The 15,479-nt window shown below is 35.3% G+C and carries 10 protein-coding genes; 7 read left to right on the top strand and 3 right to left on the bottom strand.

What is annotated here, in order from left to right; all coding sequences use genetic code 11:
- The coding region (locus tag RMO83_RS13405) for a hypothetical protein (protein ID WP_409025013.1) at positions 1–4,076 on the bottom strand (4,076 nt) is incomplete at its 3' end.
- Positions 4,077–5,269: 1,193 nt separating this feature from the next.
- Here RMO83_RS13405 and RMO83_RS13400 point away from each other — a divergent pair.
- The 7 genes from RMO83_RS13400 to RMO83_RS13370 all read left to right on the top strand — a co-directional run bounded on the left by RMO83_RS13400 (position 5,270) and on the right by RMO83_RS13370 (position 12,810).
- A complete protein-coding gene (locus RMO83_RS13400; protein WP_310560207.1) occupies positions 5,270–5,947 on the top strand; it encodes an SCO family protein in 678 nt (225 codons plus the stop codon).
- 227 nt (positions 5,948–6,174) lie between these two features.
- Positions 6,175–7,053 (top strand): endo alpha-1,4 polygalactosaminidase, encoded by an 879-nt coding sequence (locus RMO83_RS13395; protein ID WP_310560206.1) that lies wholly within the window; start codon positions 6,175–6,177, stop codon positions 7,051–7,053.
- Between the two features lie 215 nt (positions 7,054–7,268).
- Positions 7,269–7,502 carry a FeoA family protein gene (locus RMO83_RS13390; RefSeq protein WP_310560205.1) on the top strand — a complete coding sequence of 78 codons (234 nt, stop codon included), beginning with the start codon at positions 7,269–7,271 and terminating at the stop codon, positions 7,500–7,502.
- A gap of 6 nt (positions 7,503–7,508) precedes the next feature.
- A complete protein-coding gene (gene feoB, locus RMO83_RS13385) occupies positions 7,509–9,611 on the top strand; it encodes a ferrous iron transport protein B (RefSeq protein ID WP_310560204.1) in 2,103 nt (700 codons plus the stop codon).
- Between the two features lie 80 nt (positions 9,612–9,691).
- Positions 9,692–11,905, top strand: coding sequence for a TonB-dependent receptor domain-containing protein (locus RMO83_RS13380; protein ID WP_310560203.1), 2,214 nt, complete (start codon positions 9,692–9,694; stop codon positions 11,903–11,905).
- A gap of 282 nt (positions 11,906–12,187) precedes the next feature.
- A complete protein-coding gene (locus RMO83_RS13375; protein ID WP_310560202.1) occupies positions 12,188–12,673 on the top strand; it encodes a PAS domain-containing protein in 486 nt (161 codons plus the stop codon).
- Positions 12,674–12,684: 11 nt separating this feature from the next.
- Positions 12,685–12,810 carry a FeoB-associated Cys-rich membrane protein gene (locus tag RMO83_RS13370; protein ID WP_310560201.1) on the top strand — a complete coding sequence of 42 codons (126 nt, stop codon included), beginning with the start codon at positions 12,685–12,687 and terminating at the stop codon, positions 12,808–12,810.
- Here RMO83_RS13370 and RMO83_RS13365 read toward each other — a convergent pair.
- Complete coding sequence (locus tag RMO83_RS13365; RefSeq protein ID WP_310560200.1) at positions 12,804–13,460, bottom strand: metal-dependent transcriptional regulator; 657 nt, start codon at positions 13,458–13,460, stop codon at positions 12,804–12,806. The genes RMO83_RS13370 and RMO83_RS13365 overlap by 7 nt on opposite strands.
- A gap of 97 nt (positions 13,461–13,557) precedes the next feature.
- Positions 13,558–15,429: an Nramp family divalent metal transporter gene (locus tag RMO83_RS13360; RefSeq protein WP_310560199.1), complete on the bottom strand. Its 1,872-nt coding sequence runs from the start codon at positions 15,427–15,429 to the stop codon at positions 13,558–13,560.
- Positions 15,430–15,479 lie beyond the last annotated feature (50 nt).

Here is a 15,479-nt window from a genome sequence, read left to right as displayed (position 1 = left end):
GTGATTACGCCTCCTGCGCCAACTGATAATCCTGCTGGTGTGGATGTATAGGTTAAACTGGCACTGTAGGTACTTAAAATATTCGTTGCTGCGGAAGCACAAGTTGGTGCCGTTACTGCTATTGTTGGTACTGCTGGTAATGAATTTACTGTCACTGTTACAAATGCAGTTGGAACCGATTCGCAAACTGTAGCACCCACTGTGGAAATTGTTATTCTTCTATATTGTGTAGTAGCGGTTAATCCTACAGCTGGATCATAAGTTGGGGAAGTAACGCCACTTATAATAACCCAAGTAGTGAAAGGACTTATAGCTCGTTCCCATCTATATGTTATAGTTCCTGATCCTGTTCCTGCTGTAGTATTTGTAAAAGCGGCTGGATTTCCACCACTACAAATCGCTTGTGATGTTCCAATAGCACCTGCTGTTGGTACAGGGACAGCAGCTGATATTTGTACAGGTGTAGCTGGAGTAACGCATAAACTGGCAGTTCGAATTCTAACATTGTATATGCCCGCAACTAATCCTGATCTAACATTACTTACTTGATAAGTAACGCCATTATCAAAACTATAATTATCAGTGCCATTTACAACAGTTACTGTTAAGGTACCCGTTGTTCCACCACAAGGAATTTCTGTTACGGTTACCTCTGGTGTGGCACTATCTATTTCAATACTACTAGAAAAACCTGAAGAACAACTTCCTAATGTAGCTGTAACAGTATAAAAACCAGCTGGTGCAGTTACTAGCGCCGCAACTCTTGTAACTCCTGTTGGGGGTGAAATGGTATAGGTATTAGCAGCATTATAATTTGTAATGGTAAAACTACCATTTCCGGCGCAAGTGGCCTTCACTACAGAACCTAGTGTTGGAGTAGCCGGGGTTGGAGGTTGTGCATTTATAACTATATTAGATGAAGCAAGCGAAGGACATGCACCTAAGTTACTTGTAACTGTATAAGTTCCTGCAGGAGCTGTAACATTAGCGCCTGTTCTATTCACTCCTACCGACGGAGAAAAAGTGTAGGTGTAAGCAGGATTATAGTTTGTAATAGTAAAACTTCCATTACTGTTTGAGCACGTCGGTTGTGTAACAGTACCGGCAACTGGTGTTGCTAAATTTGCATTGTTCACAATGACTACTGAACCTAAATTAACCACGCATCCCGAATTTGAACGAACGAACGTAGAGTAAGTTCCTGCTGCCAATCCTGAATAAGTCACAGACCCACTTGTATCTGCAACGGCCGTTTGATAACTTACTCCACCATTAATACTAAATTCTAGTGTACTAATATTAGGATTGTCAGAAAAAGTAAAGGTTATTGAACCATTAGATACCCCGCAACCGGCATTTGCAAAACTAACTGTTGCGCTTGGATTAAAATCGCCCACAACAACACTTCCCGTTTCAGGCGCACAAGTGTATGCTGTACCTACTATACTATATAAATAAGTTCCAGGTGATAAACCTGTTAAATTTGCTGTACTTGCAGTGAAACCTGCATCGCCAAATTTTGTCCAACTGTAGATGTACGGTGGTGTTCCTCCCGAAACGGTACCAAGAGTTATTGCTCCGTTATTTGTAGCGCCACACGATTTTGAAGTAGCAGTACTAGCCGTAACTGAAATTGGACCTTTAACTTCTACAATTGTCGATACGACCGGGCCACAAGAATTTGCATCTGTAACAATTACTCTATAAAAGCCTTTTATTAATGCTAAATAGGAACCATCTGAATCGCCATCCTTATCAGCGGTTGCACCAAATGGCCCACCGATATTTTCAGAAAATTCTATATTGTATGCCAATGGTGCCGTACCGCCTGATGCTGTTACCGTTACACCACCATTGTTACCATTGCAACTTATTGCGCTGGCAACTATACTCGAAATCGTAATTGCGGTTGGTTGTGTAATAATTACAGTACCAGTTGCTACGGGCGATGCACAAGCATTAGCCACTAAGGTATCTGTTATAGTATAGGTATAGGTTCCTGCAGCAAGTCCTGTCAAATTTTTGGAGCTAGAGGTAAAACCTCCAGGACTAGTTCTAGTCCAACTGTATACATAATTTGGACTTGTACCACCATTGATAGTGATGGCACCATTAGTTGCACCATTACAAACATTGTCCACTTTTGTAGTAGTCACTGTTAACAAACAATTGTTGTAATCAAAAGTTATCGTAGCAATATCAGTTCCACCGGTTGATGTTTGCGTTAATTCATAATTTAGCGGCGTTGGATCGCCAGTATATCCTACTTCTGGAGTAAAAGTCACAATACTTGTACCTGGTGATATTGACCAAGTTCCTTGTCCAGGAATAACTACTGTGGTTGCTCTAACATTATTAGAAGGATCGATCAACAGTATACTCGAGTTTGCAAGGGTGGCTTGTGCACCACCATAAATAGTGTCATTAGTTAATATATCTATACTTGGGCTAGAAAAGAGTGGATGCTGAGTAAGATCAGTGTCATTTACTGCATCAGGTCTACAATTGCCTACGTTAATGATTTCTAAATCCCCAATCAACTTAAAGCTACCCCACCAAGTATTAAGCCATCGTTGATCTCCGTAATTAAATCCAGCAGCAGTCGAAGTATGGGTAGGATCTCCCCATTTATGGCAAGCCCCCTGACATCCTACTAATTCTGTAAGAACTGGATTGTTTGGACTTGCCCCCAAAATAGAATCATCGTGGTAAATTGTTGAATTACCAACAGCGGCAAATGGTGGTTCTGTTATTTGAATATCGAAACCCAAACTGTTTTGTTCGAAATCTCCTAATGGCATGTGTACTTCTCCAAGTGCAATAAAAGCTTTTAATGGAATAGGGGTTGCGTTAGGAACTACTGTTCCTAATCCATTTTTGCCATCCCAAGGAACGAGCATTTCTCCTCCGTTGGCTCTTTGGGTTGCTAACAGGACATCCTTAGTATTGGCAGTATACAAGCCATCGCCTGACTCAAAATCTAAAAATATTTGAACAGAGGCTCCTTTATTCAAACGAAGTCTAAAAAATTTATTTTGATTACAATAGGAATTTAAACTTCCTTTTAGCACTGGTGCCGTAGTTGCTCGAGGGAAAAACTCTGGATCTGGACTTGCAAAAAAGATAGGGAAAAAACCGTTTACACCATTATTAGGAACAGAGGGCCGAGTAGCACCATAAAGCACAGACTTTCGAGCTTCTTCTGGAGTATCAAGAGCAAGTGATTTTGGACCCGTTTCATTAAACTGCACAGAAAAGCCACCAGTAACCACATTGTCCATTCTCACTCTTGTTACAATACTATCCTTTGCTTGATAATTGAATAAGGCGAGATCTCCTTTACCGAGCCCAACAGCAGTAGCGTGATTGTAAAACGACCACCTGTAAGAGAATAATCGACCAGACGCAGGAAATCCATTTGTCCTTCTGATCGTAAGATCAAACAAACTTAAAAAAGTTCTGTTACCACTAGGAACATTGTTTGAAAACTCTATGTAATAAATACCGGCAGCTGCAGTATTTGGTAAGATTTGAATGCCATTATAACCCGCAGCTCCGACAACTTGACTTGCTCCAGCACTAGCCTGAGCAGGAGTAGCTATAAAACCTGCTCCTGTGTTATTCGGTGCATTATAAACAGTTCCTTTAACATTAACTGGGCCAAAAACAACTGGTGCGGTTGCTGCGGTTCGAGGGTCTTCTAAGGCGCCAATCGGACCTCTTACTTGAAATTGAGGCACAGTACCAGGAGCAGAACCTGCTGATTGAATGTTCATACCTACAAAGGCCTGTTCTCCTGCTTTGAATCTAAAATACATTCTTCCCTCAGCTGGCGAGGAGTAGGTATGGAGCGTCCCGTCTGTATCGGCATCATTATGTAAGATAATACAGGAACGAGTATTTGCTACTTCGCCGTTACCATTCAGCGCTTGAATAAACTGCTTGCTTCCCTCTTGCGAATACACAGTGTTCTGTGCAAATACTGCAAGAAGTAAAAAGAATGCAAACTTTTTTATTTTTGAAATCAATACAGAATTGAAACTTTCGGTAATAAATTTTGTAATTTTAGTATCCATACTTTTATTTTTAGTAAAATTCTCAAACCGTAAACCTTTATTAAAAATTGATTGGGTCAGGGTTATTAAAAATTTTTAAATTTATGTTTTATAAATCTTATTATTATTATTTCAATACTATACTCCTTTATTCATTCACTAAGTGAATAAATAAAGGGCAACTATATTTAGAAATTAATGTAAGTAAACGCAAATGAATAATCCATTTGCGATCCTTACAATACTATTTATTTCAACTTTGTTGATATAAAGTACACTAAAATTTATTTAAGGTGTCTTCTCCAATTAGTTACAAATATAATAACAACCGTCCTTACTATTTAGGAAGGCTTTAAACTATTCGATTAAGACACATTATTATCGGTGAAATACACGTTTTTATGTCTAAAAATCTCATGACCCTACAAAAAAAGGGCGGAACCTACCCACTATTGTTAAAATATCTTATAAAAATGTAGTCCTCATTAGTAAAACATTAACAATTAAAATTAATGCAAATATTCATACTTTTTTAACAAAAAACAAATAAAGTAGTAAATAAATTAAAGGTAATCGATTGACGGTGAGCTTCAATTGTGATTCGCTATCATTTTTAACAGAAACCCATACAACAACGACAGGACAGCTACTTGTTAAATCGTAGAAACTGCGTGCAACTTATTTATGAGTATTGGTTGTAAAAATACTTTTGAAAGCGCTGCTGTTTTCTAATCGACATCGTTGTCTAGAAAGACTAAAGAGGTAGTTTAGAAAATCTACTATTTTGAGCCATTTTTTTTGTGCATCATTTTCTATTTATCGCTAGGTGATTCTACTCGAATTGAAACAAAATAAAATGAAAAATTTAGCTTTAAAAAAATCACCTAAAATGAAGTATATATATATAGGTATAAATATATTTACGTTTATTTACGTAAAACACTCATTTACTTATAGTTAAAACGATTTTTTAAAAAGCAGCAGTTTTACGTTTTTATCCAAAAAATCAAACTTAAAATGAATCTAAACCACGCACTTTTTTAAAAGATTTCAAACTATTGGTGGTACATCTTAGTTTGCAAAAGTCTAAGCTAATAAAAGACCATTTAGCGGTAGAACAAATTATAGGAATTTCAAAACGAATCGGTAAGGATTATAAAAGGGTATAGGTCTATTACTAATCGCTTTTTGTACTTTTGCAAAAATTATTTTCTATGAAATCTTTTTTCTACACCTATCGGAAATTCTTTGGTGCATTGTTGGTGTTTTCCATCATAACGATTTCCTTTTTTTACACTGCATTAAACCCCAAGAAATCGCTACCTATTTATAATCCATCGGATGTAAATCCTGAATTAGTGGATACAACGGTGCAATATATCAGCAAATATCACACGATTGCCAATTTTTCTTTTAAAAATCAAAACGGAAAAACAATTACCCAAAAAGACTATGAAGACAAAATATATGTAGCCGATTTTTTCTTCACAACCTGCAAATCGATTTGCCCGATAATGACAACGAATTTGGTCGATGTGCAAAAAGTATTTCTCGATAATCCAAAAGTAAAATTGCTCTCATTAACCGTAATGCCAGACATTGACAACGTTTCAGTATTAAAAGAATATGCCAAAATAAATGGCGTGAACGATAACAAGTGGAACTTAGTCACAGGCGACAAAAAAGCCATTTATACTATGGCTAGAAAATCGTATTTGGCAGTAAAACAAGGAAAACCCGAAGAGCAATACGATATGGTTCACACCGAGAATTTTGTACTCGTGGATTCCAAAAAAAGAGTTCGTGGTTTTTATGATGGTACCAAAAAAGAAGAAATTCAAAAGCTAATTGAGGACATTAAGTGGCTTTTGGAAGACGAGAAAAAACAGTAATTTCTGATAATTTCAACTAAGATTGAAGGATTTCGAAAAAAATCACATCGTATCTTTGGTATTTAGAAACTCAGCAATAAAATTTCACTTTTATAGTTATATATTGTAAATCTTAAATCTATAAAATGAAATTTAAACTGTTTTTTTTGATTGTATTTTTCTCGCTGACATCTTGCAGCAAAGAGGAAGGCTCAAATCCTGAAAATATAATTGATTTCCGACAAAATATGAGAAATTTTGTTGTTGAAATCAGTAAATATTCCAAAGCAATAAACCCAAATTTCAATATTATTCCACAAAATGGAATTGAATTGGTAACGGGCGATGGAATGGTTTCTGGACAACCAAATATGGCATATTTGAACGCAATTGATGCCAACGGACAAGAAGATTTACTTTATGGTTATGACAATGATGATCAGCCAACTCCTAACGCAACCATTTCGTACTTGAAGGGGTTTTTGAACATCTCAAAAAGCACCAATAAAAAAATTCTCGTGACGGATTATGTTTGGACACCCTCAAAAATCAACAATTCGTATCTTGAAAACAACAATTCCGGTTATGTATCTTTTGCGGCAAATCATCGAGAATTAGATAACATTCCCACGATTCCTGCCCAAATTTACCACGAAAACAATGCAGATGTAACTTCAATGCTGCAAGTAAAAAATTTTTTGTATTTAATTGATCCGTCACGTTTTACATCTAAAAATGATTTTATAAATGCTGTAAGCGCCAGTAATTACGATTTGATTATTATGGATTTGTTTTTTAACGATGGGACAGCATTCACTAAATCAGAAATAGACAAACTAAAAACCAAGGCAAATGGAGGGAAAAGACTGGTTATTTCATATATATCTATTGGTGAAGCCGAAAATTATAGATATTATTGGAACACCAATTGGAATACCAATAAACCAACTTGGCTAGATACAGTAAATCCAGATTGGCCCGGAAATTTTAAAGTAAAATATTGGAATGAAGATTGGCAAAACATCATTTATGGCAATGACAATTCCTACATTAAAAAAATAATAAATGCAGGTTTTGATGGTGCGTACTTGGATATTATTGATGCTTTTGAATTTTATGAATCATAAAATGCAATTGCTGTTTTTTTAACTATCAAAACGCAATGATTCATTTACAATACTACTAGTTGTAACCACTACTCAAAGCTAAACAATAACTTGAATCCTAAATCAGGACTTATTACACTTTAAAATTCTTTGTTTGATTTACAAACCTGACAATTATCATTTATAATTCTTTTTTTTAGATTACTTTTGCAATCTATATTCAATCTAAATAAGAATTGCAAACTACAATAGCCAACCTAAAAAAAGGAGAAAAAGCCATCATCAAAGATTTTGATGCCGATGTAATTCCGTTAAAATTATTAGAAATGGGTTGTTTGCCCGGAAACACTGTCGAATTACTTCAAATCGCACCCTTTGGTGATCCTTTATATTTAGACATCAATGGCTCACATCTTGCCATTCGAATTGAAACTGCTCGTGAAATTGAGATTGATATTATCAAAAAATAACACGGAATGAGCAAACAAAATATCAATGTCGCTTTAATTGGGAATCCAAATACGGGAAAAACTTCGGTTTTTAACCAACTTACGGGCTTAAATCAACAAGTGGGAAATTATCCCGGAATTACCGTCGAAAAAAAGGTTGGTTTTTGTAAATTAACTAACACTATTAATGCGAACGTAATAGATTTGCCGGGCACGTACAGTCTGAATGCCAGTTCAGCCGACGAAAGTGTGGTGATTGAACTTTTGCTCAACAAAAAAGACAAACTATTTCCTGATTTGATTGTTGTTGTTTCCGAAGTGGAGAATTTGAAACGTAATCTGCTACTTTTCACGCAAATAAAAGACCTAGAAATTCCAACCATTTTAGTCATCAATATGGTTGACCGAATGCAGCTCAAAGGCATTTCGCTTGATATTCCTTTTTTAGAAGAACAATTAAAAACCAAAATTGTACTAGTAAGTTCTAGAAAAAATATCGGAATTGAAACTCTAAAAACGGTAATCACTACGTATAAAACCATTTCTACAGCACCTTGTTTGAATGCCTCGTCTATAGATGACGATTATTTCAATACGCTTCGAAGAACGTTTCCTAATCAATCGTTGTACAAACTTTGGTTGGTAATTACTCAAGATGTCAATTTCGCAGATTTGAATAGAAATACTCTTGAAAAACAATCTTTTACCAAAACCAATTCAGAGCTTAAAAAATTACAACAAAAAGAGACCATCAAGCGCTACCAATTTATAAATTCCATTTTGAAAATTGGTCAAAAAGTAGATTCCTCAACAGCTACTGATTTCAGAAGCCAACTCGATCGGGTGCTCACGCACAAACTTTGGGGTTATCTGATTTTCTTTGCTGTTTTATTTGGTATTTTTCAATCCATATTTGTTTGGTCTAAAATTCCAATGGATTTTATTGATACTACTTTTGCTAGTTTGAGTTCAGCAGCTAGCAAAAATTTGCCTCCAGGAGCTTTTACTAATTTGATTGCGGAAGGTATTATCCCTGGAATTGGTGGAATTTTAATGTTTATACCACAAATTACTTTTCTGTTTTTATTCATTTCAATACTCGAAGAAAGCGGTTATATGAGTCGTGTAGTTTTTTTGATGGACAAAATTATGCGTAGATTTGGTCTTTCAGGCAAAAGCGTTGTGCCTTTAATTTCTGGAACTGCTTGTGCTATTCCAGCTATTATGGCGACCCGAAATATCGAAAACTGGAAAGAGCGATTAATCACCATTTTAGTCACTCCGTTTACCACTTGCTCTGCAAGATTGCCTGTTTATGCCATCATTATAGGGCTTGTAATTCCAGATCAATATATTTTTGGGATTCTAAATTTACAAGGATTAACACTAATGCTGTTATATGTTTTAGGCTTTGCAATAGCTATTTTTTCGGCTTATATCCTCCACAACGTACTTCAACTGAATTGCAAAACTTACTTTGTGGTCGAAATGCCCAATTACAAGTTGCCGATGTTCAAAAACGTGCTCATCACCGTTGTCGAAAAAACCAAAGCTTTTGTTTTTGGGGCGGGAAAAATCATCTTAGCCATATCGGTTATTTTATGGTTTTTGGCTTCTAATGGTCCAAGCGACAAATTTAGAAATGCCCAAACGATTATTGCTTCAAAAGTTGAGAATAAAAGCCTTTCGGCATTGGAAATTGAAAACAAAGTAGCATCCTATAAATTAGAAAATTCCTATATTGGACTTATGGGAAAAACGATTGAACCCGCCATTTCACCTCTAGGCTATGATTGGAAAATTGGAATTGCGATTATTAGTTCGTTTGCCGCTAGAGAGGTTTTTGTGGGAACCCTAGCTACAATTTATAGCGTTGGTGGCAGTGATAATGAAAATACAATCCGAAACAAAATGGCGACAGAAACCAATCCTGAAACGGGAGCGAAAATATTTAATTTTGCTTCCGGAATTTCGCTACTACTTTTTTACGCTTTTGCATTGCAATGCATTAGTACTTTGGCGGTTACTAAAAAGGAAACTAACAGTTGGAAATGGCCTTTAGGACAATTGGTTTTTATGAGTAGTTTTGCTTATATCGTGGCTTTGATTGCCTATCAATTATTAAAATAAATTTATCCAAATCTCTTATTTATATTTTGTCTAAATAAAAATAATGTTTATTTTTGCAGCATAAAACAAATAAATAAGAAATGAAACACCTATCTGCAGCCCTTTTATGCTTGCTTTTTGTAAAAATTACTTTAGCTCAAGAAATTAAAAAGGATACCATAAATAAATTATCGACTGTTGTTATTGTTGTCAAACAACAAAGCCCGGAACGAATGCCAGAAATCAAAGACAACATCCTTTTTTCGGGTAAGAAAAACGAAGTTTTGAAACTTTCTAATCTTAATGCCAATTTAACCAATAATAATGCTCGTGAAGTTTTTGCTAGAATTCCAGGTGTAACGGTTTGGGAAAACGAAGGTTCGGGTCTGCAAATCAATGTAGGCGTTAGAGGTTTAAGCCCTAACAGAAGTTGGGAATTAAATACACGTCAAAACGGTGTAGATATTTCGGCAGATGTGTTTGGTTATCCTGAAGCTTATTACAATCCACCGCTAGAAGCGGTTGAAACCATCCAAATGGTGCGTGGTGGTGCTTCTTTGCAATTTGGTCCTCAGTTTGGCGGAATGTTGAACTATGTATTAAAAAGAGAAACAGAAAAACCATTTTCGTTCGAAACGCAGAATACTGTCGGAAGTTTTGGACTAGTTAGTTCTTTTAACGCTATTGGTGGAAAATATAAAAAATTCTCCTATTACGTTTACAACCATTCCAGAAGTTCAGAAGGATGGCGTGAAAACAACCGATTTACAGCCAGAAACACGCACGCTTTTCTAGAATATCGTTTAACAGACAAAACCAAAATATCGGCTGAATACACCAATTCTGATTATGTAATGCAACAACCAGGCGGATTAACCGACGATCAATTTAGAACAGATTCAAGACAATCCTTTAGAGAGCGCAATTGGTTTGGTGTGCCTTGGAATATTTTTTCTCTGAATTTTGACAGCAAAATAAATACTAATTTTGATGTTTCGGTAAAAGCTTTTGGACTTATTGGCGAAAGAAACAGCGTTGGTTTTACAAGCGCCGCAACAGTTCCCGATGCTATAACTATAAATCAATACGGCAAACGCCAAGTTGATAGTGATATTTACAAAAATTTAGGCGTTGAGAACAGAAATCTTTATCGTTACAATTTGGGTAAAATCAAAAACAACCTTGCTTTCGGAATTCGTTTGTACCAAGCCAATACAGAGCGTTTTCAAAAAGGTGTTGGTACAACAGGAAGCGATTTTGATATGACTATTGAAGGCAAATATCCAACAGAATTAGAATTTTTAACCAAAAACTTTGCTTTTTTTGCTGAAAATCAATTTAAAGTTACTGACAAATTCAGCATTACTCCGGGTTTTCGTTTTGAGCATATTTTTTCTACATCAAACGGTAGAATTGGCATTAAAGATGGAAATGATGTCACTTTTGCTGAAAAACAAATCACTAGAAACCAACCTCTTTTTGGTGTTGGATTTGAATATAAATTACAAAGAACAAACTTTTATGCCAATATATCACAAGCCTATCGTCCTGTTTTATTTAGCGATTTAACACCACCTGCAGTTACAGATGTGATTGATCCAAACTTAAAAGATTCAAAAGGCTATAATGCGGATTTAGGCTATCGCGGTGTTTATAAAGGTTTTTTAAACTTTGACGTGGGTCTTTTTTTCCTCAGTTATCAAGACCGTGTAGGTGTCATTCCTCAAATTTTGGACAATGATCCAAACAAAACCTATATATTCCGAACCAATCTAGGAGAAACACGCAACAAAGGAATAGAAAGTTTTGTGGATTTGAATGTCACCAAAATGTTCGGCATCAACAAACCTTACGGAAATTTGGATGTTTTTGCTTCAATGTCTTTCATCGACAGTCGTTATGTTGATCAAAAAGTATTAACACCATCAGCAACAACTCCAATTATTCTTACAGAAACCAATTTAGCAGGAAACCAAGTAGAAAATGCACCACGATACATCCACAATTTCGGAATGTCGTGGGGAAACAATAATTTCTCGGCAACTCTTCAGTACAAAATGTCTGGCGACATATTCACAGATGCTAAAAATACAGTTGCTCCGTCGGCCAACGGTCAGACAGGTCGTTTGGATGGATACGAAATTTGGGATTTCTCCTCTGAATATAAATTTTATAAAAAATTCAATATTAGAACCGGAGTAAACAATATTCTGGACAAAAGCTACGCCACTCGTCGCGCTGGCGGTTATCCCGGACCCGGAATATTACCAGGCGAAGGCAGAAGCTTTTACGTTTCAGTTGGTTACAAATTATAGCAAAAAAGGTCTTCACATAAATGAAGACCTTTTTTTATACAATAAAACTGTCTTTTCGGCGTTTTTGCTGACAATGGCAAATTACAACTGTTCTAAACAAATGTTAACGTTTCAATACATTTCAATTTACAAAAGAGTTTTAATAATTTTTAATTGTTTTGGATTACTTTTGTGGATTACAGTTACTTCATTCTATAATTGATTAACTAAAAATATAAACTAGAATATTAACCAATAAAAAAGCGATACAATGACATCGCCTACAAATAAAAATTTACGACTATGGAACATTATGATAATGCTTGTGCCAAATATTACAATAGTTTAAATATAAAATGTCTTCCGTTGACCACTTGGGAATTTCGTAAAGACCATTTTTCGGATGTAATTATGTATAAAAGATTGCAAAATAATTGGAGTTCTAAACAAGATTATCTAAAACAAGCCCATAAAGAAAATAGAGAACTCATCGTTACAGACAAAAATTTTAAAATAGTGTTTGTTTCAGATACTATCTCTCATATAAGTGGTTATCGTAGGGATGAAATAATAGGAAAATCGCCAACAATGTTTCAAGGTGAAGGTACCTGTATTGTTACCCGACAAAAAATAAAAACTGCATTAACGCAGCTAAAACCATTCAAGGAAGTTATTTTGAATTATAAAAAAAATGGCGAATCGTATTGGTGCGAAATTGATGCTTATCCAATGTTTGACAAAAGTGGAACATTTACAAACTACATCGCTTTAGAAAGAATTGCATCTTAAATCGTTTATTTATGGATATTCAAGAAATTTTGTCTTATGTAACTTTAGCAATTGCAGTTGCTTTTTTGGTTAAAAAGTTCTTTTTCAAAAAGAAAAAAACCGACAAAAGCTGTGGCGAAGATTGCGGTTGTCATTGAACTACTTTTACATACAGGTTATTAGCAATCTTATTCGAAATTGTTAATTCTTTTCCGTTTACCTTTATTTTCGTAGACAAATCAAAGCTTTCTTTAAAGACAATTTCAATTTTTGAACCCAAAGCAATTTCTTGTTTGTCTAAATATTTCAAAAAATCTGCTGAAGAATCTTTGACACCTACACAAATTCCAATTTGTTTTTCTGCCAATTCAGAAAGTAATTGTTTTTCGATGGTTACAATTTGACCTTTTGCATTCGGAATAGGATCACCGTGTGGATCTTCTGTAGGATTGCCTAGAAAATCATCCAATTTATTGATGAGTTGCTCGGATTTTATATGTTCCAATTGTTCTGCAATATCGTGAACCTCGTCCCAAGCAAAATTCAATTTATCGACTAAAAAAACTTCCCACAAACGGTGTTTTCTCACAATCATTTTGGCAGAAAGTCTGCCTGTGTCAGTCAAAGAAACGCCTTGGTATTTTTTGTAATTCACTAAGTTCTTTTCGGCTAATTTCCGCAACATATCGGTCACTGAGGAAGCCTTAGTTTCCATCGTTTCGGCAATAGCATTCGTGCTCACCTCGGTATCGGTTACAGCGGTAAGATGATAAATCGCTTTTAAATAATTCTCTTCTGAAAAAGTCATTTGATTTTTGATTGTAGATTAACGATTTTTGATTTCAGATTTAAAACCCTTTATTCCAAAATCTTATTACTTGATACTTTTATCTTAATACTTTCTTTTAATTTTTTACAATAAATAAAGGAATCGAAATCTTGTGTCGTAATTTATCTACGGTTGTACCAAAAAGTAAATCTTTAAATCCTGTATGACCGTGAGTTCCCATTACCAAAATATCGAAAATACCATTATTGATGATTTCTGGAATTACTTTATTGGGCTTGCCATAACCTAATTTTGTTTTTACTTTAAACCCTTTCTGCGAAAGCATTTCTTTATATTCTGACAATAATTTTTCGTCAATCAAGGTTTCGTGATCTTCAATGTGTTTACCATAAACCATTGCTCCCACAGTTTCGACCACGTGAATCAAGGTGTATTTTGCTTCTTTTCCTCCCAATTCAAAAGCGCTATTAATGGCAACTGTATCGGCAGACGAGAAATCTACTGTTATGGCAATTCGCTTGGTCTTATATGTGCCAATTTCAGAAAATTGGAGGTCTAAATTATGTGGCGAATGATTTTGAAATTCCTGTTTTGCTTTGGTAATAAACGGTTTGAAAACAATAAACAACAACAAAACCAAAAAACCAAAAGCCAAAGGAACTACTGTAAGCCATAGAATTACTGGGTTTTCAGAAGTTTCGAGCCAACCTTGAATTTCGTTGAAAACTAATTTTGCGTTCAACGTAACAATAATTAGCGCCACGATCCAAGATGCTATTTGGGTAATTTTTGATATGTGAAAACCTTTCATTTTAGTTTTATCGCTCACGAAATGTATCAATGGAATGATGGCAAACCCCAATTGCAAACTCAATATCACCTGACTCAAAATTAACAGTTTTCCAGTCACGCTTTCGCCAAAAATAGAAATAACAATTACCGCTGGAACAATAGCAATTAATCGGGTAATGATGCGGCGAACCCAAGGTTGAATGCGCAAATTAAGGTAGCCTTCCATAATAATTTGACCGGCTAAAGTTCCTGTTATGGTAGAACTTTGTCCTGCAGCAATTAGCGCAACTGCAAACAAAATAGGAGCCCATTCGGTGCCAAGCATAGGTTCTAATAATCGGTGTGCATCTTGAATTTCCGCAACTTCAAACAATCCATTTTTGTAAAAAGTGGCTGCTGCCAAAATTAAAATAGCTGCATTCACAAAAAAAGCCAAGTTCAAAGCAATAGTGCTATCAATAAAATTATATTTCAAAGCTTGTTTTATACCTGTATTGGTTCGATCGAATTTACGAGTTTGTACTAAGGAAGAATGCAAATACAAATTATGAGGCATTACAGTAGCTCCAATTATTCCGATGGCAATATAAAGTGCTTCTTCGGTTGGAATACTTGGAATTAAACCACTAAGAACACTTGCCATTTCGGGTTGCGCAAAAACCATTTCAAAAACAAAGGAAAAACCAATAATTGCTACTAAGGCAATAATAAAAGCTTCCATTTTTCGAATCCCTTTATTGATTAGAAATAACAATAAAAAAGTATCCAAAACAGTAATTAAAACACCTTGTATAAGCGGAATACCAAACAATAAATTTAATCCAATTGCCATTCCCAAAACTTCAGCAAGGTCGCAAGCGGCGATAGCTATTTCCGCCAGAAAATAAAGAATATAGTTAACAAATTTGGAGTAGGTTTCTCTTGAGGCTTGTGCCAAATCACGTTGGGTTACTATTCCTAATCTGGCGCTTAAACTTTGCAACAGCAACGCCATCATATTGCTCATTAGCAAAACCCACAATAAGGAATACCCAAATTGACTTCCTCCAGCCAAATCAGTCGCCCAGTTTCCGGGATCCATATAGCCCACAGAAATTAAATAAGCTGGACCAAAAAACGCCAAAATTTTTCTAAAAGTCGAAGTTTTATTTTGTGTAGCTACCGATTGGTTTACTTCTTCGAGAGATTTGCTCATAGCTGAAATTAAATTATTAAGGCAAATATATATATAAATATTTTGTTAGA

Source organism: Flavobacterium sp., from assembly GCF_031423415.1.
Lineage (GTDB): Bacteria > Bacteroidota > Bacteroidia > Flavobacteriales > Flavobacteriaceae > Flavobacterium.
The sequence above is the reverse complement of the archived record's forward strand: the minus strand, read 5'-3'. Positions and strand labels throughout refer to the sequence as shown.